The organism is Chromobacterium violaceum ATCC 12472, assembly GCF_000007705.1.
GTDB classification, from domain to species: Bacteria; Pseudomonadota; Gammaproteobacteria; order Burkholderiales; family Chromobacteriaceae; genus Chromobacterium; species Chromobacterium violaceum.
In genome coordinates this window covers 934,317-952,681 of record NC_005085.1, presented here as the reverse complement: position 1 = coordinate 952,681, position 18,365 = coordinate 934,317, and the positions used below count along the sequence as shown (strand labels likewise).

Annotated in this window: 15 protein-coding genes; 13 read left to right on the top strand and 2 right to left on the bottom strand. The window is 66.5% G+C overall.

From position 1 onward, the window contains the following. The first annotated feature begins 54 nt into the window (after window positions 1–54). The 7 genes from CV_RS04475 (at window position 55) to CV_RS04445 (ending at window position 8,391) form a co-directional block, all read left to right on the top strand. Complete coding sequence (locus tag CV_RS04475) at window positions 55–1,059, top strand: TRAP transporter substrate-binding protein (protein WP_011134474.1); 1,005 nt, start codon at window positions 55–57, stop codon at window positions 1,057–1,059. Between the two features lie 60 nt (window positions 1,060–1,119). Next, window positions 1,120–1,710: a TRAP transporter small permease gene (locus tag CV_RS04470; RefSeq protein WP_011134473.1), complete on the top strand. Its 591-nt coding sequence runs from the start codon at window positions 1,120–1,122 to the stop codon at window positions 1,708–1,710. Beyond that, the gene (locus tag CV_RS04465; RefSeq protein ID WP_011134472.1) at window positions 1,707–3,035 is read left to right on the top strand and encodes a TRAP transporter large permease; all 1,329 of its coding nucleotides are present in this window, start codon (window positions 1,707–1,709) and stop codon (window positions 3,033–3,035) included. The genes CV_RS04470 and CV_RS04465 overlap by 4 nt, the downstream gene beginning before the upstream one ends. 155 nt (window positions 3,036–3,190) lie before the next feature. After that, window positions 3,191–5,476, top strand: coding sequence for an NADP-dependent malic enzyme (locus tag CV_RS04460; protein ID WP_011134471.1), 2,286 nt, complete (start codon window positions 3,191–3,193; stop codon window positions 5,474–5,476). A 72-nt stretch (window positions 5,477–5,548) separates the two neighbouring features. After that, entirely contained in the window at window positions 5,549–5,800 is a 252-nt protein-coding gene (locus CV_RS04455; protein ID WP_043595517.1) for a PhaM family polyhydroxyalkanoate granule multifunctional regulatory protein, read from the top strand. After that, window positions 5,793–7,361, top strand: coding sequence for an ArnT family glycosyltransferase (locus tag CV_RS04450; protein WP_011134469.1), 1,569 nt, complete (start codon window positions 5,793–5,795; stop codon window positions 7,359–7,361). Before CV_RS04455 ends, CV_RS04450 begins: the two co-directional genes overlap by 8 nt. Window positions 7,362–7,485: 124 nt before the next feature. Continuing rightward, a complete protein-coding gene (locus tag CV_RS04445; protein WP_011134468.1) occupies window positions 7,486–8,391 on the top strand; it encodes a VirK/YbjX family protein in 906 nt (301 codons plus the stop codon). 33 nt (window positions 8,392–8,424) lie between these two features. Here CV_RS04445 and CV_RS04440 read toward each other — a convergent pair whose 3' ends face one another. After that, window positions 8,425–9,030 carry a flavin reductase family protein gene (locus tag CV_RS04440; RefSeq protein WP_011134467.1) on the bottom strand — a complete coding sequence of 202 codons (606 nt, stop codon included), beginning with the start codon at window positions 9,028–9,030 and terminating at the stop codon, window positions 8,425–8,427. Window positions 9,031–9,156: 126 nt separating this feature from the next. On the opposite strand from CV_RS04440, the gene dnaE reads away from it, so the two are divergent. Further along, window positions 9,157–12,591: a DNA polymerase III subunit alpha gene (dnaE, locus tag CV_RS04435; protein WP_011134466.1), complete on the top strand. Its 3,435-nt coding sequence runs from the start codon at window positions 9,157–9,159 to the stop codon at window positions 12,589–12,591. A gap of 260 nt (window positions 12,592–12,851) precedes the next feature. Next, window positions 12,852–13,355, top strand: coding sequence for a 2TM domain-containing protein (locus CV_RS04430; protein ID WP_011134465.1), 504 nt, complete (start codon window positions 12,852–12,854; stop codon window positions 13,353–13,355). A gap of 40 nt (window positions 13,356–13,395) precedes the next feature. On the opposite strand, the gene CV_RS04425 is transcribed toward CV_RS04430, so the two are convergent. Further along, window positions 13,396–15,366 (bottom strand): phosphocholine-specific phospholipase C, encoded by a 1,971-nt coding sequence (locus CV_RS04425; protein ID WP_011134464.1) that lies wholly within the window; start codon window positions 15,364–15,366, stop codon window positions 13,396–13,398. A 192-nt stretch (window positions 15,367–15,558) separates the two neighbouring features. Between CV_RS04425 and CV_RS04420 the strand changes: the two genes are divergently transcribed. Genes CV_RS04420 through CV_RS04405 form a run of 4 tightly spaced genes read left to right on the top strand, consistent with a single transcriptional unit; the run spans window position 15,559 to window position 18,358 of the window. Next, complete coding sequence (locus tag CV_RS04420) at window positions 15,559–15,999, top strand: GNAT family N-acetyltransferase (RefSeq protein ID WP_011134463.1); 441 nt, start codon at window positions 15,559–15,561, stop codon at window positions 15,997–15,999. Between the two features lie 39 nt (window positions 16,000–16,038). Further along, entirely contained in the window at window positions 16,039–16,248 is a 210-nt protein-coding gene (locus CV_RS04415) for a DUF485 domain-containing protein (protein ID WP_011134462.1), read from the top strand. After that, window positions 16,245–17,738 (top strand): sodium:solute symporter family transporter, encoded by a 1,494-nt coding sequence (locus CV_RS04410; protein ID WP_011134461.1) that lies wholly within the window; start codon window positions 16,245–16,247, stop codon window positions 17,736–17,738. Before CV_RS04415 ends, CV_RS04410 begins: the two co-directional genes overlap by 4 nt. Then, complete coding sequence (locus tag CV_RS04405; RefSeq protein ID WP_011134460.1) at window positions 17,735–18,358, top strand: glutathione S-transferase family protein; 624 nt, start codon at window positions 17,735–17,737, stop codon at window positions 18,356–18,358. Before CV_RS04410 ends, CV_RS04405 begins: the two co-directional genes overlap by 4 nt. The last annotated feature ends 7 nt before the right edge of the window (window positions 18,359–18,365 follow it).

Sequence of the window (18,365 nt, the reverse complement as noted above, 5' to 3'; positions counted from 1 at the left end):
CGGTTTTCAGCCGGGGCAAACAACACAACGCTACAAACGGATGGAGATCCCTACATGAAACTGAAGCACGCCGCGCTGGCCGTCTGCGCCAGCCTCACCCTTTCCGGATTCGCCCAGGCGGCCGGCGAGATCGTCATCAAGTTCAGCCACGTGGTGGCGCCGGAGACGCCCAAGGGCAAGGCCGCCGAATATTTCAAGAAACTGGCCGAGCAACGCACCCACGGCAAGGTCAAGGTGCAGGTCTATCCCAACAGCCAGCTCTACAAGGACAAGGAAGAACTGGAAGCGCTGCAGCTGGGAGCGGTTCAGATGCTGGCGCCCAGCCTGGCCAAATTCGGCCCGCTGGGGGTGAAGGAATTCGAGGTCTTCGACCTGCCCTATGTGTTCGATAACTACGACGAAGTCAACAAGGTGATGCACGGCCCGCTCGGCAAGCAATTGCTGGGCAAGCTGGAAACCAAGGGCATCAAGGGCCTGGCCTACTGGGACAACGGCTTCAAGAACTTCTCGGCCAACAAGCCGATCAAGAGCCCGACCGACCTCAAGGGCATGAAGATCCGCATCCAGTCGTCCAAGGTGCTGGAAGAGGAAATGCGCACCCTGGGCGCGCTGCCGCAGGTGATGGCCTTCTCCGAGGTCTACCAGGCGCTGCAGACCGGCGTGGTGGACGGCACCGAGCTGGAAGCGTCCAATCTTTACACCAGCAAGGCCTACGAGGTGCAGAAGAACCTGACGCTGACCCAGCACGGCTTCCTCGGCTACGCGCTGATCGTCAACAAGAAGTTCTGGGACGGCCTGCCGGCCGACGTCCGCGCCCAGCTGGACAGCGCGGTGCAGGACGCCTCCGTCTACGCCAACAAGATCGCCAAGGAAGAAAACGACAAGGCCGTGGCCGCGATCAAGGCCTCCGGCAAGACCAAGGTCTACGTCCCCACGCCGCAGGAGCGCGAGGCCTTCAAGAAGGCGCTGCTGCCCGTTCATCAGAAAATGGCTTCCCGCATCGGCCCCGATCTGCTAAAGCAGATCTATAAGGAAACCGGCTTCAACCCCGGCAAGTAACAGGCCTGCAGCCGCGCATCGTCCGATGCGCGGCTGCGCTGCGCGCATAGGAAACCCGCCATGCTGAAATTCCTCGACCATCTCGAGGAGTGGATGATTGCCTGTCTGATGGGGGCCGCCACCCTGATCACTTTCGTAGCGGTGCTGCACCGCTACGGCTCGGGCATTCCCGCTCTTCAACCCTACCTGGCCCACATCAATCTGTCCTGGGCGCAGGAGCTCACCGTTTACCTGTTCGTGTGGATGGCCAAATTCGGCGCCGCCTACGGCGTGCGCACCGGCATCCACGTCGGCGTCGACGTGCTGATCAACCGCCTGCCCGACAGGACCCGCGCCCGCTTCATCGTGTTCGGCCTGTTGGCCGGCGCGCTGTTCACCGGAGCCATCGCCGTGATGGGCGGCGATTTCGTCTGGAACATCGCCCACACCGACCAGACCTCGCCCGACCTGGAGGCGCCGATGTGGCTGGTCTACCTGGCCATCCCCGCCGGCTCCACGCTGATGTGCTTCCGCTTCCTGCAGGTGGCATGGAACTTCGTCAAGACCGGCGACCTGCCCAAGCATGACCACGGCCACGTGGAAGGCATCGAGGGCAACGAGGCGCTGGACAACCTGCATCCGCACGACATGCATCACGGAGGCCGTCCATGAGCGCCCTGATCATTTTCGGCCTGCTGCTGGCGCTGATGCTGACCGGCATGCCCATTTCCATCTCGCTGGGCCTGACCGTCCTCACCTTCCTGTTCACCATGACCGAGGTGCCGATCACCTCGGTCGCCCTCAAGCTGTTCACCGGCATCGAGAAGTTCGAGATCATGGCGATCCCCTTCTTCATCCTGGCCGGCAACTTCCTGATGCACGGCGGCGTCGCGCGGCGGATGATACGTTTCGCCACCACCCTGGTCGGCCACTGGTACGGCGGCCTGGGCCTGGCCGGCGTGGTGTCCTGCGCGCTGTTCGCCGCCATCACCGGCTCCTCGGTCGCCACCGTCGTCGCCGTGGGCTCCATCATCCTGCCGGCGATGCTGAAACAAGGCTACCCGCAGCGCTTCGGCGCCGGCGTGATCACCACCTCCGGCGCGCTGGGCATCCTGTTCCCGCCGTCGATCAATCTGGTGATGTACAGCATCGCCACCGCCGGCATGGACGTCACCGGCCCCAGCGGCATGAGCGTGTCCACCGCCTCGGTCGGCCAGCTGTTCATGGCCGGCGTGCTGCCCGGCCTGTGCCTGTCCTTCCTCTTGGGCATGACCACCTGGTTCCGCGCCAAGAAGTTCGACTACCCTAGGTTGCCTCGCGCCAGCTGGGGCGAGCGCTGGCTCGCGTTCCGCGAATGCGTGTGGGGCCTGCTGCTGATCGTGCTGGTGATAGGCGGCATCTACTCCGGCGTGTTCACCCCGACCGAAGCGGCGGCGATGGCCGCGGTGTACGCCTTCGTGATCGCGGTGTTCGTCTACAAGGACATGGGGCTGAAAGACGTGCCCAAGGTGCTGATCAACGCCGCGTCGATGAGCGCGATGCTGCTCTACATCATCACCAACGCGGTGCTGTTCTCCTTCCTGATGGCGTCCGAGCAGATCCCGCAAACCATGGCGGCCTGGATGGCCAGCCAGGGCTTCGGCATCGTCGCCTTCCTGCTGTTGACCAACATCCTGCTCTTGGCGGCCGGCAACTTCATGGACCCGTCGGCCATCGTGCTGATCATGGCGCCCATCCTGTACCCGGTGGCGGTGAAGCTGGGCGTCAACCCGGTGCATTTCGGCATCCTGATCGCGGTCAACATGGAGGTGGGCATGTGCCACCCGCCGGTGGGATTGAACCTTTACGTCGCGTCGGGGATCACCAAGATGGGGATCACCGAGTTGACGGTGGCGGTGTGGCCGTGGCTGCTGACCATGCTGGGCTTCCTGCTGGCAGTGACCTTCATCCCGGAAATCTCGCTTTGGCTGCCGCGGATGCTGGGCATGATGAACTGAGTTTCCCGCCCCAAACGACATGCCGCCGCGATGGGCTTTGCCCATCGCGGCTTTTGTCCGACACGGCATAGCCCAGGCCTGGCATAAGCCTTATAATGCGAGGCTGATTCTCCCTTACCGACATAAAAGAACATTTCTCAATCAGGAGCCTGCGAATGGACGAGCAATTGCGCCAAAGCGCACTGGAGTTTCACCAGTTCCCGACACCGGGCAAGATTCAGGTTGCCCCGACCAAGCCGCTGACCACCCAGCGCGATCTGGCACTGGCCTACTCCCCCGGCGTGACCGCCCCGTGCGACGCCATCGTCGAAGACCCGCTCAACGCCTACAAATACACCGCCCGCGGCAACCTGGTGGCCGTGATTTCCAACGGCACCGCTGTGCTCGGCCTGGGCAACATCGGCGCGCTGGCCAGCAAGCCGGTGATGGAAGGCAAGGGCGTATTGTTCAAGAAGTTCGCCGGCATCGACGTGTTCGACATCGAGGTCAACGAGCTCGATCCCGACAAGCTGGTCGACATCATCTGCTCGCTGGAGCCGACCTTCGGCGGCATCAACCTGGAAGACATCAAGGCGCCGGAGTGCTTCTACATCGAGAAGAAGTGCCGCGAGCGCATGGGCATTCCGGTCTTCCACGACGACCAGCACGGCACCGCCATCGTGGCGGCCGCGGCTGTGCTGAACGGCCTGCGCCTGGTGAAAAAGGAAATCGGCGAAGTGCGCGTGGTGGCCTCCGGCGCCGGCGCCGCCGCCATCGCCTGCCTGGACCTGTTGGTGGCCCTGGGCGTGAAGCGCGAAAACATCACCATCTGCGACTCCAAGGGCGTGGTCTTCGTCGGCCGCGACGAGAAGCTGGACGAATCCAAGCTGCGCTACGCCATCCAGGACAACGGCTGGCGCAAGCTGGCCGACGCGATGGCCGGCGCCGACATCTTCATGGGTCTGTCCGGCCCGCGCCTGGTGAGCCAGGACATGGTGAAGAGCATGGCCCGCGATCCGCTGATCCTGGCCATGGCCAACCCGGAACCGGAAATCCTGCCGCCGCTGGTCAAGGAAGTGCGCCCGGACGCCATCATCGGCACCGGCCGCTCGGACTTCCCGAACCAGGTCAACAACGTGCTGTGCTTCCCCTTCATCTTCCGCGGCGCGCTGGACGTGGGCGCGACCACCATCAATGAAGAGATGAAGCTGGCCACCGTGCGCGCGATCGCCGACCTGGCGATGGCCGAGCAGAACGACGTGGTCGCCTCCGCCTACGGCGACCAGGAGCTGTCCTTCGGTCCGGAATACGTGATTCCGAAACCGTTCGACCCGCGCCTGATCGTCAAGATCGCCCCCGCCGTGGCCAAGGCCGCGATGGATTCCGGCGTCGCCACCCGTCCGATCCAGGACTTCGACGCCTACGCCGACCAGTTGGCCCAGTTCGTCTACAAGACCAACCTGTTCATGAAGCCGGTGTTCGCCCAGGCCAAGAAGGATCCGAAGCGCGTGGTGATGACCGAGGGCGAGGACGAGCGCGTGCTGCACGCCACCCAGGAGATCGTCACCCAGGGCCTGGCCAAGCCGATCCTGGTGGGCCGCCCCAGCGTGATCGAGAAGCGCATCGAGAAGCTGGGCCTGAAGATGCGTCCGGGCGTGGACTTCGAACTGGTCAACAATGAATCCGACCCGCGCTTCAACGACTACTGGCAGGACTACTACCAGCTGATGAAGCGCAAGGGCGTGTCGCAGGAGCAGGCCCGCCGCCGCGTGATCGGCAACACCACGCTGATCGGCGCGATGATGGTGCGCCGCGGCGACGCCGACGCGCTGATCTGCGGCACCTACGGCCCGTACCGCCAGCACTTCGACATCCTGGAGAACGTGCTGGGCTACGCCAACAAGGACAAGGTGGCCGGCGCGATGAACGCGCTGATCCTGCCGACCGGCAACATCTTCATCACCGACACCTACGTCAACGCCGAGCCCTCCGCCGAGCAGCTGGCCGCCATCACCAAGATGGCCGCGCAAAGCATCCAGCGCTTCGGCATCCAGCCGAAGGCCGCGCTGCTGTCCAACTCCAGCTTCGGCGCACTTAACACCGCGTCGGCGCAGAAGATGCGCGCCGCCTTCGACCAGATCCGCGCCGCCCAGCCGGAACTGGAAATCGACGGCGAGATGCAGGGCGACGCCGCGCTGGTGGAAAGCATCCGCCAGCAGGCGATGCCGGACTCCACGCTGAAGGGCTCGGCCAATCTGCTGATCATGCCGAACGTGGAAGCCGCCAACATCAGCTACAACCTGCTGCGCGTGTCGGCGTCCGACGGCGTGACCATCGGCCCGATCCTGATGGGCATGGCCAAGCCGGCGCACATCCTGACCCCGATCTCGTCGGTGCGCCGCATCGTCAACATGGTGGCGCTGGCCTCGGTCGACGCCCAGGTCGCCGCGCAACAGGGCTGATCCGGCGCCTCAGGCGTCTTATACTGAACGGGCAAGCGTCGCTTGCCCGTTTTTTCATTGCAGGAAACGTCGATGAGCCAAGACAACCATAACGACCCGTTCGCCCTGTTCCGCCAGTTCTGGCAACAAGCCACGCCGCCCGGCATGCAGGCCTTCCTGCCGCCGATGTCGGAAGAGGAGATCGAGCGCAAGCTGGCCGAACTCAGGGTGGTGGAAGGCTGGCTGACAATGAATCTGGGCGTGCTCTCCATGCAGATCAAGACGCTGGAAATGCAGAAGACCGCGTTGCATTCGATGCGGCCGAAAGATCCGCCTGTTGGCTGAGCGCCCCGCCCCGCTCCGCTGGGCGCCGCTGCTGGCGCTGTGCCTGCTGTGGCTGCTGCCCGGCCTGGTCGGCCACGAGCCCTGGAAACCGGACGAAGCCTACACCTTCGGCCTGGTGCGCCATATCGCCGCCAGCGGCGACTGGGTGGTGCCCACGCTGGCCGGCGAGCCCTTCATGGAAAAACCGCCGCTGTTCTTCATCAGCGCCGCGTGGACCATGCGCCTGTTCGAAGGCTGGCTGGGCGCGCCCGACGCCGCCCGGCTGGCTGCGGGCCTCTGGAACCTGATCGCCTGGCTGGGCCTGGCGACCGCCGCGCGCGCCCTGTTCGGCCCCGGTCACGGCCGCTGGGCGCTGGTGCTGCTGATCGGCACGCTCGGCCTACCGCTGCGCGCCCACCAGCTGATTACCGACACCGCACTGCTGGCCGGCTTCTGCTGGGGGCTGGCCGGGCTGAGCCAGGCGCTGACGTATCCCGCCCGCGCCGGGCTGATGCTGGGCGCCGGCGCCGCCATCGCCTTTCTCAGCAAGGGCCTGCTCGGACCCGGCTGCCTGGCCGCCGCCGCGCTGGCGCTGCTCGCCCGCCGCGACTACCGCCAGCCCGCCTACCTGAAAACGCTGGCCGTCGCGCTGGCGACCGCCTTGCCCCTTCCCCTGTTGTGGATGGCCAGCCTTTATCAACGCGATCCGGGCTTGTTCCACCTCTGGCTGGACGCCAACAACTTCGGCCGTTTCCGCGGCACCGTCAATCTCGGCCCGCGGGCAGGGCACGGCTTCTACGGCCTGACGCTGCCCTGGTATGCGCTGCCGGTCTGGCCGCTGGCGCTGCTGGCGCTATGGCGCGCCGCGCGCGGCCGGATCGCATGGCCGCCGCTGTTGCCGCCTCTCGCCTTGTTCGCTTGCACGCTGGCGGTGCTGGCCGCCGCCGGCTTGCAGAGCGCGCGCAGCCCGCTACGCTGGCCTGGCCACGCGCTGACCCTGCTGCTGCTGGCCCTGCTCGCCTACCTGCTGCTGGTCGCCCATGCGCTCAGCTTCCCGCTGGGCGCGGACTGGGGACGGGAACTGCTCGGCCGGAAATTCAGCGGCTGGACGCCGCAATTCCAGCCCGGGCGCTGGCTGCTGTTTGCCGCGTCTGCCGCCCTGCTCGCCTGGTGCTGGCTGCAACCGCTGGCCGGCGGCTATCGCCTGGCCTGGCGCTGGAGCGTGGGCCTGACGCTGCTATGGTGCGGCATGGCCATTTTGTGGCTGCCGGCCCTGGACCACGGCATGCGCTACCGCGAAGCCTTTGCCGCGCTGAGACCCGGACCGGACACCCTGATCCTCCCCGGCGACTGCGTCGCCAGCCTGGGGCTGGGCGAGCCTCAGCGCGCGCTGCTCGAATACTACGCCGGGCTGCGCACGCGGCGGCTGGAGGTCTCATCGGGCGCCGGGAGCTGTCGCTGGCTGTTGTTGCAGACGCTGCACGACCAGGTGCCCGCGCCTTACAATACATTGCATCCCATTTATACCTTTCAACGTCCAGGAGACCACAAGGAACGCTTCAGGCTGTATAGCCTGCGGTAAATTGGCATTTTTCAGCATGACAGCGCTATCTTGCGTCACATTCCGTCACACTGTCCCACATAACTATTAACAAATTCTTGTGCAAATTTATCTTATCCTGACATTCCCAAGGATGAGGTATTGCATGACTGTCACAAACTCCGTGGATTTGTTCTGGTCGCTGGCGACGGGCGAGTTCTCCCGACGCGATGGATTCGACGAGGGCAAGAACCGCTTCAAATTCGTCTTCCGCGGCATGCTGACGCTGCCGTGGACCTTGCGCTGGCTGGACACTTTCCGCCAGTCGCAGACGCTGTTGAGCTATCTGCGCCGCAATCCACGGCTGGCCAGCAAGCTGCATCGCCCCTACCTGTTCCGTTCGCTGGGCTGCCGCGGCAAGCTGGCGGCGCTGTGCGCGCACTACGAGCTGCTCGAGCAGCGCTTCGGCGCCGACACCCGCAGCCAGTTGCTGTCCAGCGCGCCGCTGCGACTGGCCGACCTCGCCGGCAAGAACGACGGCCGGCTGCAGTTGCTGCTGACGCATCAGCACAATTTCGACAAGGAAGGAGAAATGTCGCTGCAGGTTTGCGACGCCGGCCAAGTGCCGCTGGCGACGCTGACCTTCACGCTGACCCGCCGCGGCGAAGAGATGGTGATGGTGGTGGGCGGACTGCAGGGCCCGCGCAAACCCTACGGCGCCGAACAGGTGCAGCAGGCGACCAAGACCGCCCACGGCCTGTTCCCGAAGCGGCTGGCGATGGAAGCGCTGACCGCGCTGGCGCGCAAGATCGGCGTCGACGACATCCTGGCGGTCGGCAACCGCGAGCATATCTACAGTTCCTGGCGCTATCGCCGCAGCTTCTTCGCCGACTACGACAGCTTCTGGCAGACGCTGGAAGCCGAGCCGGTGGACAACGGCCGCTTCCACCGCGTTCCGCTGACGCTGCCGCGCAAGGCGATGGCCGACATCGCCAGCAAGAAGCGCTCGGAATACCAGCGCCGCTACAACCTGCTGGACGACCTGTCCGCCCAGACCCTGGCCGCGCTCTGACAGCCTGTTCAAAGTCTTTGAACAGGCTGCGGTTCAGGCCGGCCTTTCCAGCGTGAACGCCTCCTCGGCCAGGCTGTAGCGGTTGCCGCCCAGCTTGCCCACCGCCTGCAGCGCCTGCTCGTCTATCGCGCCGTCGCGCCACAAGCCTTCGGCGACGTGGATGCACTTCACCTCGGCCAATACCAGATTGCCCGCCCCGCTGCCGTGGCCGAAAGTCAGGCACTGGTGCAGCGTGCACTCCAGCCGCACCGGCGCCTCGGCCACGCCCGGCGGCTTGACCGTCGAGCTGTCGGTCTTGGCCACACCGGCCAGCTCGAACTCATCGACATCGGCAGGATAGGCGCCGCAACTGGCGTTCATCGCCGCCGCCAGCGGCTGGCTGACGATGTTGACCACCAGCTCCCCGGTCAGGCGGATGTTGGCCAGCGTGTCCTTGTCCCGCTCCGGCGCCTGCTTCAGGATGCTGATGCCCAAGAGCGGCGGGTTGACGCTCATCACGTTGAAGAAGGAAAACGGTGCCAGATTGCACACCCCTTTCAGATCCTGAGTGCTGACCCAGGCGATGGGGCGCGGCAACACGCACCCCACCAGCAGCTGATACAGATTCGTCCGCTCCAATTGCTGCACATTGAACTCCATCTCGTTCTTTCACCTGCGCCAGACTTCGGATGCCAACATTCTAATGTGCATGACCGCCGCCGCACCAGCCGCTTCTTGTCGGCGATTCAACTGGTTTGCCACAGCGCCAGCCGTTAAAATGCCCGGATGAACGCACCCCGCTTTGTCCATCTTCGCCTCCACTCGGAGTTTTCCATCACCGACGGCATCGTCCGCCTCGACGACGCGGTCAAACGCGCCGCCAAGGAACAGATGCCCGCGCTCGGCGTGTCCGACCTGATGAATCTGTTCGGCATGGTCAAGTTCTACAAGAGCTGCCGCAATAAGGGCATCAAGCCCATCGTCTCCGCCGACATCTGGCTGGAAAACGAAGAAGACCGCGACAAGCCTTACCGGCTGATGCTGACGGCGAAGAACCGCGAGGGCTACCGCCGGCTGTGCGAGCTGCTGACCGAGGCGTTCAGCCACAACCAGTACCGCGGCCGCGCCGAGATCAAGCGCGCCTGGCTGGCATCCGGCGACAACAGCAACCTGCTGTGCCTGTCCGGCGCCCACCTGGGCGACGTCGGCATCGCGCTGTCCATGGGCCAGCGCGACGAAGCGCGCCGCCGCGCCGAGTATTGGGAAAGCCTGTTCCCGGGCGCGTTCTACCTGGAAATCCAGCGCGTGGACAGCGCCCAGGTGGAAAACGTGGTGCAGGCGACGCTATGGCTGGCCGGCGAGACCGGGCTGCCGGTGGTCGCCACCCATCCCATCCAGTTCATGGAGAAGGAAGACTTCAAGGCCCACGAGGCGCGGGTGTGCATCGCCGAAGGCTACACGCTGGGCGACAAGCGCCGGCCGCGCAGCTTCAGCGAGTGCCAGTATTTCCTCAGCGCCGAGCAGATGGTCGAGCGCTTCGCCGACATCCCCGAGGCGCTGGCGAATACCGTGGAAATCGCCAAGCGCTGCAATATCTCGGTGGTGCTGGGCAAAAACTATCTGCCGCTGTTCCCGACGCCTGACGGCATGTCGCTGGACGACTTCCTGGTCCACGAGGCCAAGCGCGGCCTGGAGGAGCGGCTGAAGCAGCTGTACCCGGACGAGGCCGAGCGCCAGGAAAAGCGGCCCGACTACGACGCGCGGCTGAAATTCGAGTGCGACACCATCATCCAGATGGGCTTCCCCGGCTACTTCCTGATCGTGGCCGACTTCATCCAGTGGGGCAAGGCCAACGGCTGCCCGGTAGGTCCCGGCCGCGGCTCCGGCGCCGGCTCCCTGGTGGCCTACAGCCTGTCGATTACCGATCTGGACCCGCTGAAGTACGCGCTGCTGTTCGAGCGCTTCCTGAACCCGGAGCGGGTGTCCATGCCCGACTTCGACGTGGACTTCTGCCAGGAAAACCGCTGGCGGGTGATCGAATACACCCGCCGCAAATACGGCGAGGAGGCGGTGAGCCAGATCGCCACCTTCGGCACCATGTCGTCCAAGTCGGTGATCCGCGACGTCGGCCGCGTGCTGGACCTGCCCTTCGGCCTGTGCGACCGCCTGTCCAAGCTGATCCCGCTGGAGGCCAACAAGCCGCTGAGCCTGGAAAAGGCGATGCAAGTGGAGCCGCAGATCGGAGAGATCATCGAAAGCGAGGGCGCGCAGGAGCTGATCGAACTGGCGATGACGCTGGAAGACCTGACCCGCGGCATCGGCATGCACGCCGGCGGCGTGCTGATCGCGCCCGGCAGGCTGACCGATTTCTGCCCGCTGTACATCGCCAGCGGCGACGGCGCCTCTCCCGTCTCGCAGTTCGACAAGGACGACGTCGAGCAGATCGGCCTGGTGAAGTTCGACTTCCTGGGCCTGCGCAACCTGACCATCATCGAGCTGGCGCAGAAGTACATCAAGGATCTCACCGGCGAGGACGTCGACGTCGCCCACCTGCCGCTGGACGACAAGCCGGCCTACAAGGTGTTCGCCACCGCCAACACCACCGCCGTGTTCCAGTTCGAGTCCACCGGCATGAAAAAGATGCTGGTGGAAGCCAAGCCGAGCAAGTTCGAGGAAATTATCGCCTTCGTGGCCTTGTATCGCCCGGGCCCGATGGACCTGATCCCCGACTTCATCCAGCGCATGCACGGCGCCAAGTTCGAGTACCTGCACCCGCTGCTGGAGCCGGTGCTGGCGCCGACCTACGGCATCATGGTGTACCAAGAGCAGGTGATGCAGTCGGCGCAGGTGATCGGCGGTTACTCGCTGGGCGGCGCCGACCTGCTGCGCCGCGCGATGGGCAAGAAGAAGGTCGAGGAAATGGTGGCTCAGCGCGCGATGTTCGTGCAGGGCGCCGCCAAGCAGGACATTCCCGAAGCCAAGGCCAACGAAATCTTCGACTACATGGAGAAGTTCGCCGGCTACGGCTTCAACAAGTCGCACGCCGCCGCCTACGCGCTGGTGGCCTACCACACCGCCTGGCTGAAGGCCCACCACTGCGCGGCCTATATGGCGGCGACGATGTCCACCGAATTGGACAACACCGACCAGCTGAAGGTGTTCTACGACGACTGCCAGGACCCCAAGAACGGCGTCACCTTCCTGCCGCCGGACGTCAACCATGGCTTCTACCGCTTCGTGCCGGTCAGCCGCAAGGAAATCCGCTACGCGCTGGGCGCGATCAAGGGCACCGGCGAATCGGCGGTCAATCACATCGTCGAGGTGCGCGAGGCCGGCGGCCCGTTCACCGACCTGTTCGACTTCTGCAAGCGCACCGACAAGAAGCTGGTCAACAAGCGGGTGATCGAGGCGCTGATCCGCGCCGGCGCCTTCGACGCCATCGAACCCAACCGCGCGCTGTTGTTCGCCAATGTCGGCCTGGCGATGGAGGCCGCCGAGCAGGCGCACGCCAACGCCAACCAGGGCGGCTTGTTCGACATGTTCGGCGACGACGTCGCGCCGGCGGTGGAAATGGCGGCCACCCGTCCCTGGAGCGACGCGGTCAAGCTGGCCGAGGAAAAGCTGGCGATCGGCTTCTACTTGTCCGACCACCCGTTCTCGGCCTACGAGAAGGAAGTACGCGGCTTCATCAAAACCACGCTGTCGCGGCTGACGCCGCGCAAGGAGCCGCAGCTCTTGGCCGGCTTCGTCACCGGCATCCGCGTCAAGGTGGGCAACCGCGGCAAGATGGCTTTCGTGCAGCTGGACGACGGCACCGCCAAGCTGGAAGTCAGCCTGTTCGCCGAGAGCTTCGAGCTGAACCGCGACAAGCTGAAGGAGGACGTGGTGCTGGTGGTGGAGGGCAAGGTCAGCGAGGACAGCTTCTCCGGCGGCCTGCGCATCGTCGTCGACAAGCTGTACAGCCTGGGCGAGGCGCGCAGCCGCTACGCCCGCGGCCTGGCGCTGCAACTGCCGGCCAAGCCCGACATCGCCCGCCTCAAGTCCGAGCTGCATCCGTTCAAGAGCCAGGACGCCGGCTGCCTGGTGCGGCTGGCCTACAACAACGGCAAGGCCAAGGGCGAACTGATGCTGCCGCAGGAATGGGGCGTGCGCCTGGATGACGGCCTGCTGCTGTCCCTGGCGGACTGGCTGGGCGAAGGCAAGGTCAAGGTGCTGTGGTGACGCCGCGGCGCTGAACCGCCCTCCCGCCGCGCCGCCGTTCGCCTGAACGGCGGCGTTTTTCATGCCGGCGCGCCGCCTTGCCAGCCGCCTCGCCGTGCCCCTATTATGCCAACGGGCTCCCCGCCGCCGCGGTCGGCGCCAGCCGGAAACCCAGGCCAGGCGGGCATTGGCGTGCCGCTGTCGCCTGACTGTCGCCCCGCTGTCCTTGTCCATCCCGACGGGCCGAACCACACTGCAGCCAGTGATCGAACGGAGGTTTTATGCTGATACAGAAACTGAGGCTGCAACGCGGCTGGTCGCAACAACAACTGGCCGATCTCAGCGGTTTGAGCGTGCGCACCATCCAGCGCATCGAGCGCGGCCAGGGCGCCAGCGTCGAGTCGCTGAAGTCGCTGGCCTCCGTGTTCGAGATCGACTTCTCGGAACTGAACAAGGAGCCCGCCATGATGGACCCGACCACCCCTGACGCCATCGCCGCGCCCGCAGCCTCCCGCGAGCTGGAGGAAATGCTGGCGCTGCAACATGTGAACCGTCTCAAGCGTTTCTACCGGCACCTGATCCAGTACGCGCTGGTGATGGCCGCGCTGGTCGTCATCAACCTGCTGACCTCGCCCCATCACTGGTGGGTGATGTGGCCAGCGCTGGGCTGGGGCATGGGCCTGCTGGCGCATGCGATCAACGCCTTCGAGCTGCTGCCGGTCCTGGGACCAGACTGGGAGCGGCGCCAGGTGGAGAAGCGCCTGGGCCGCAAGCTGTCGTCCTGACGGGCTGGCTGCCGCTCCGCCCGCCGGAACGGGAGCACGCTCAGCCGGTGACGCTGGCGGCGCCCGTCTCCACGTGGCCGACCAGGCGGCGGACGAAACTGCCGTCGCCGGTGCAGGTGACGGTGAAATCGTACCAACCGTAGACGCCGGACAGGTTCCAGCTCAGCAGCTGGCTGCCCCCCGGCGTCACCACCACCTGTTGCGGCGCCGCGCCGCCGTAGCCGTTGCCGCTGACCTGGAAGGTGGCCACCTTGGCGCCCTGGTTGTTCAATTGCAGCGTCAGCTGCGGCACGCCCGCCACCACCGACACCGCGCTCACCGCCTCCAGCACGCCCATCGCGCTGCGGAGGTTGCCGGCGAAGCGGCGCAGGAAGCCGTTGGGACCGTACACCGTCAGGTCATACAGGCCGCCGCCGTAAGTCTGCGCGTGGAAATAATCCTTGATCTCGCCGCCGCCGGTCACGTCGTATTGCCACGGCCCGTCGCTGCGGTACTGGTTGGCGTAGATGGCGTAATGGACGGCCTGGCTGCCGCTGTTCTGCATGTGCACCCAGAAGATGCCGCCGGCCAAATCGGTGCTGCCGTAGGCGTTGCATTGATAGGGCAGCGCGCGCGCCGGGCGGCGGCCGCCTTCCGGCGCCGGCATCTGGCCCGGCAGCGGCGCGGTCGGCGCCGGCCAGCCCTTGCTCTGCTGCGCCTGGGTCAGCAGCGCGGCGGTGTCCGGGAAGGCGGGCACGCTGGCGTTGCGGCTGGAGAAATCCAGCGCGCTGGAAAGGTCGCCGCAGATCTGCCGGCGCCAGGCCGAGATATTCGGCTCCTGCACCCCGGTCCAGGTCTCCAGGAAGCGGATCACCGAGGTATGGTCGAACACCTGCGAGCAGACGTGCCCGCCGCGGCTCCACGGCGACAGCACCAGCATCGGCACCCGCGGCCCCAGGCCGATGGGCTTGCCGCCGATAAACTCGGCGGCGGTGCCGGCCGGCGGCACCGGCGGCGGCATGTGGTCGAACAGGCCGTCGTTCTCGTCGTAGTTGAGCAGCAGCACCGTGGACGCCCACACGTCCGGATTGGCGGTCAGCGCCTGCAGCACGCGGTCCAGCAGGTAGGCGCCGGCGGCCGGCGGCGCGCTCGGATGCTCGGAATACGCCTCCGGCGCGACGATCCACGACACCTGCGGCAGCGTGCCGTTGACCGCGTCGTTGCGGATGGCGGCCACCAGGTCCTGCACCGAGTTGCCGCTGACCTTGGGCACCGAGCTCATGCCGCGGTCGCACAAGGGATTGCCCGGCTTGGCGCTGCGGTACTGGTTGAACCAGGCCAGCGCGTTGTCGTCGTAGTTGTCGCCCAGCACCTGGTACACCTTCCAGCTGACGCCCGCCGCCTGCAGCCGCTCCGGATAGGTGGTCCAGCTGTAGCCTTTCTCGCTGTTGTCGGTCACCGGCCCGCCGTTCTTGCCGGCCGGGTCCACCATGCCGCTCCACAGATAGAGGCGGTTGGGATTGGTCGGCCCCTGCACCGAGCAGAAATAGTGGTCGCACAGCGTGAAGGCGTCGGCCAGCGCGTAGTGGTAAGGGATGTCGGCGCGGGTGAAGTAACCCATGGTCAAGCTGCTCTTGGCCGCGATCCAGCCGTCGTACTTGCCCTGGTTCCAGGCGGCGTGGGTGCCGGTCCAGGAGTGGTCCAGGTCGGTCAGGTACTGGGCGTTGGTGCGGGTGGTGTCCAGGCGGAACGGGTACTCGCCGTTGGACAGATTGGGCTGGCGGAACACGCTGCTGCCGTTGCGCAGCTGCAGCGCGCTGCGGTCGCCGAAGCCGCGCGCGCCGCCCAACGCGCCGAAATAATGATCAAAGGAGCGGTTTTCCTGCATGAACACCACCACATGCTTGACCGCGGACAGGCTGCGCCCAGCCGGCCGGATCGCCATCGCCGCTGCCAGGCCGGGCGGCAACGCGCCGGCGGCCATGCCGGCGGCGGACAACTTGAGAAACTCACGACGTGACATCTCGCTCATGACAACGCTCCGTAAATTTTCAGGATTCATGACCTCGTCAATCGAGGCCAAACGCGCAGTGTGCGCAAGCAATGTGATGGCTTGATTAAAAAAAAACCGACAAAAACCTCTATGCATATCCGGCGGTCTTTCCCGTCCAGCGCGCATCGATTAACCTTGTCCGCCCGCCACACCCAAGCAGGACGATCTCCCATGCAGCTGCGCCAGGCCCGACGGTCAGACCTATCCGCCGTGTTCGCCATCGAACAGGCGGTGTTCGGCCACCACGTCTATCCCGATTTCTTCTTCCGCCAGGCGCTGGACCTGTGGCCGGACTGGTTCTGGCTGGCCGAAGACGAGGCCGGCGCGCCCGTCGGCTACGCGCTGGGCGCGCCGTCCCAAGAGCCCGACCGGTTGTGGGTGCTGTCGCTGGCCCTGCTGCCGTCCTGCCGCGGCCGCGGCGCCGGCCAGGCGCTGATGCGGGCCGTCCTGCAGGCGATGAAGCCGCGCGCGCGCAGCGTCCGGCTGACCGTGGACCCGGCCAACCCGGCCGCCGGCCTGTACCGCAAGCTGGGATTCGCCGAGATCGCCCGCGAGGACGACTACTTCGGCCCCGGCGAGGCGCGGCTGCTGCTGGAGTGGCAACCCGGCTGACATGCGCTACACTGGCGCTTTTGCCCGATTGAAGCGCCGATGAAGTCCGCATTGCTCCAGCGCCTGCTGGCCGCCCTGTCCCTGGCCGCCTGTCTCGGCTATTTCCTGGTCCTGGCGCTGCGCCCGGACTGGCTGTCCGGCTGCGTCGCCGGCCTGCCGCTGTCCATCCTGCTGGCGCTGGCGGTGATCCTGCTGCTGTGCTTGGTGTCCACGCTGTACAGCCGCGTCGGCGACGGAGAGGACGCATGAGCGCCTCGCAGCTGCTGTTCCTGGCGCTGACGCTGCTGACGCTGGGCCTGACCGCCGCCGCCCGCCGCCGCACCGCCTCCCTCAATGATTTCTATACCGCCGGCGGCCGCCTCCCCCCCTGGCAGAACGGCTTGGCGCTGGCTGGCGACTACCTGTCCGCCGCCGCCTTCCTCGGCGCGGCCGGCATGTATCTGGGCCAAGGTTACGACTCGCTGGCCTACGCGGTGGGCACGCTGGCCGGCTGGCCGCTGCTGCTGTTGCTGCTGGCCGGACCGCTGCGCCGGCGCGGACGCTACACCGTGGCCGGCGTGCTCAGCCAGCGTTTCGACCACCCCGGCGTGCGGCTGGTCAGCATCGCCAGTTCGCTGACGGTGACGCTGTGCTACCTGATCGTCCAGCTGGTGGGCGCCGGCAAGTTGATCGAGCTGTTGTTCGGCCTGCCCTACCTGGCCGCCGTCGGCCTGGTCGGCGCGCTGATGATGGCCTACGTGGCGCTGGGCGGCATGCTGGCCGCCACCTGGGTGCAGATCAGCAAGGCCAGCCTGCTGTTCGTCTGCGCGCTGCTGCTGGCCGCCGGCGTGCTGGCCCGCTACGGCGGCAGCCCGGCCGCGCTGTTCGCCGCCGCCGCCAAGCTGCGCGGCGCGGCGGCCTTCCTGCCCAGCCAGGCGCTGGCCGACCCGGTGGAGGCGCTGTCGCTGGGCCTGGGCCTGAGCCTGGGCCTCTTGGGCCTGCCGCACGTGCTGATGCGTTTCTTCACCGTGGCCGACGCCCGCGCCGCGCGCCGCTCGGTCGGCATCGCCACCTGGCTGGTGGCGGCCTTCTTCCTGCTCAACCTGGTCATCGGCTACGGCGCGATGACCCTGGTCGGCCCCGACCCGCAGTTCCATGCGGTCGACGGCAAGCTGATCGGCGGCGGCAATATGGCGGCGCTGCACCTGGCCGCTCTGCTGGGCGGCGATTTCGCGCGCGCGCTGGTGGCGGCGGTGGCCTTCGCCACCATCCTGGCGGTGGTGGCCGGCCTGATGCTGGCCGGCGCCAGCGCGGTCAGCCACGACCTGTACGCCAGCTGGCTGAAACAGGGCCGGGCCGATCCGCGCAGCGAGCTCAAGGTTTCCCGGCTGGCCACGCTGGGCCTGGGCCTGGCGGCGATGCTGCTGTCCACCCTGTTCCAGCAGCTGAACATCGCGGTGATGATGGGCCTGGCCTTCGCCATCGCCGCCTCGGCCAATTTCCCGTTGCTGCTGCTCGCCTTGCACTGGCGCGGCCTGAGCGCCCGCGGCGTGGTGTGGGGCGGCGCGGCCGGCATCGCCTCCTCGCTGGCGCTGATCGTCTGCGGCCCGGCGGTATGGATGGGCGCGCTGGGCCACGCCGCGCCGCTGTTCCCCTATTCCAACCCGGCGCTGTTCTCGCTGCCGCTGGCCTTCGCCGCGGCCTGGCTGGGATCGCGCCGGGCGAATCAATCAACGCATTCAAGAAAGAAAACGCAATGAGCACGCTGATCCTGTACGGCAACCGCTACTCCGGCCACAGCTACAAGGTGAGGCTGGCGCTGATGCTGGCCGACATTTCCCACGACTACGTCCACATCGACATCTCGCTGCCGCGCGGCGAGCGCCCGGAAGACTTCCGCGCCGCCAGCCGCTTCGGCGAGGTGCCGGTGCTGGTGGCCGACGGCGTGCCGCTGTGCCAGTCCAACGCGATCCTGCAATGGCTGGCCGACAGCTACGGCGCGCTGGGCGGCGCCTTGGGCGAACGCCAGCGCGTGCGCGAATGGCTGAACTGGGAAACCAACCGGCTGGGCCTGTCGTTGCCCAATCTGCGCGTGTCGCGCGCCTACCGCTCCGCCGGCGCGGAAGTGGAAGCCTGGCTGGAAAAACGTTTGCGCGCCGACCTGGCGGTGCTGGAGGCGGAACTGGCCGAGCGCCGCTACCTGGCCGGCGACCAGGTCAGCATCGCCGACGTGTCGCTCAGCGGCTATCTGTGGTGGCTGTCCGACACCGGCCTCGACATCGCCGACTGGCCCCATATCCAGGCCTGGCTCGCCCGCATCGCCGCCCAGCCGGGCTGGCAGCACCCGGACGAGCTGATGGCGGCCGACATTCCTGAATGAATCAGGC

What these genes read in the sequence shown, in the direction of transcription:
- CV_RS04475 (WP_011134474.1), top strand. Translation starts at nt 55, where the DNA reads ATGAAACTGAAGCACGCCGCGCTGGCCGTCTGCGCCAGCCTCACCCTT.
- CV_RS04470 (WP_011134473.1), top strand. Translation starts at nt 1,120, where the DNA reads ATGCTGAAATTCCTCGACCATCTCGAGGAGTGGATGATTGCCTGTCTG.
- CV_RS04465 (WP_011134472.1), top strand. Translation starts at nt 1,707, where the DNA reads ATGAGCGCCCTGATCATTTTCGGCCTGCTGCTGGCGCTGATGCTGACC.
- CV_RS04460 (WP_011134471.1), top strand. Translation starts at nt 3,191, where the DNA reads ATGGACGAGCAATTGCGCCAAAGCGCACTGGAGTTTCACCAGTTCCCG.
- CV_RS04455 (WP_043595517.1), top strand. Translation starts at nt 5,549, where the DNA reads ATGAGCCAAGACAACCATAACGACCCGTTCGCCCTGTTCCGCCAGTTC.
- CV_RS04445 (WP_011134468.1), top strand. Translation starts at nt 7,486, where the DNA reads ATGACTGTCACAAACTCCGTGGATTTGTTCTGGTCGCTGGCGACGGGC.
- CV_RS04440 (WP_011134467.1), bottom strand. Translation starts at nt 9,030, where the DNA reads ATGGAGTTCAATGTGCAGCAATTGGAGCGGACGAATCTGTATCAGCTG.
- dnaE (WP_011134466.1), top strand. Translation starts at nt 9,157, where the DNA reads ATGAACGCACCCCGCTTTGTCCATCTTCGCCTCCACTCGGAGTTTTCC.
- CV_RS04430 (WP_011134465.1), top strand. Translation starts at nt 12,852, where the DNA reads ATGCTGATACAGAAACTGAGGCTGCAACGCGGCTGGTCGCAACAACAA.
- CV_RS04425 (WP_011134464.1), bottom strand. Translation starts at nt 15,366, where the DNA reads ATGAGCGAGATGTCACGTCGTGAGTTTCTCAAGTTGTCCGCCGCCGGC.
- CV_RS04420 (WP_011134463.1), top strand. Translation starts at nt 15,559, where the DNA reads ATGCAGCTGCGCCAGGCCCGACGGTCAGACCTATCCGCCGTGTTCGCC.
- CV_RS04415 (WP_011134462.1), top strand. Translation starts at nt 16,039, where the DNA reads ATGAAGTCCGCATTGCTCCAGCGCCTGCTGGCCGCCCTGTCCCTGGCC.
- CV_RS04410 (WP_011134461.1), top strand. Translation starts at nt 16,245, where the DNA reads ATGAGCGCCTCGCAGCTGCTGTTCCTGGCGCTGACGCTGCTGACGCTG.
- CV_RS04405 (WP_011134460.1), top strand. Translation starts at nt 17,735, where the DNA reads ATGAGCACGCTGATCCTGTACGGCAACCGCTACTCCGGCCACAGCTAC.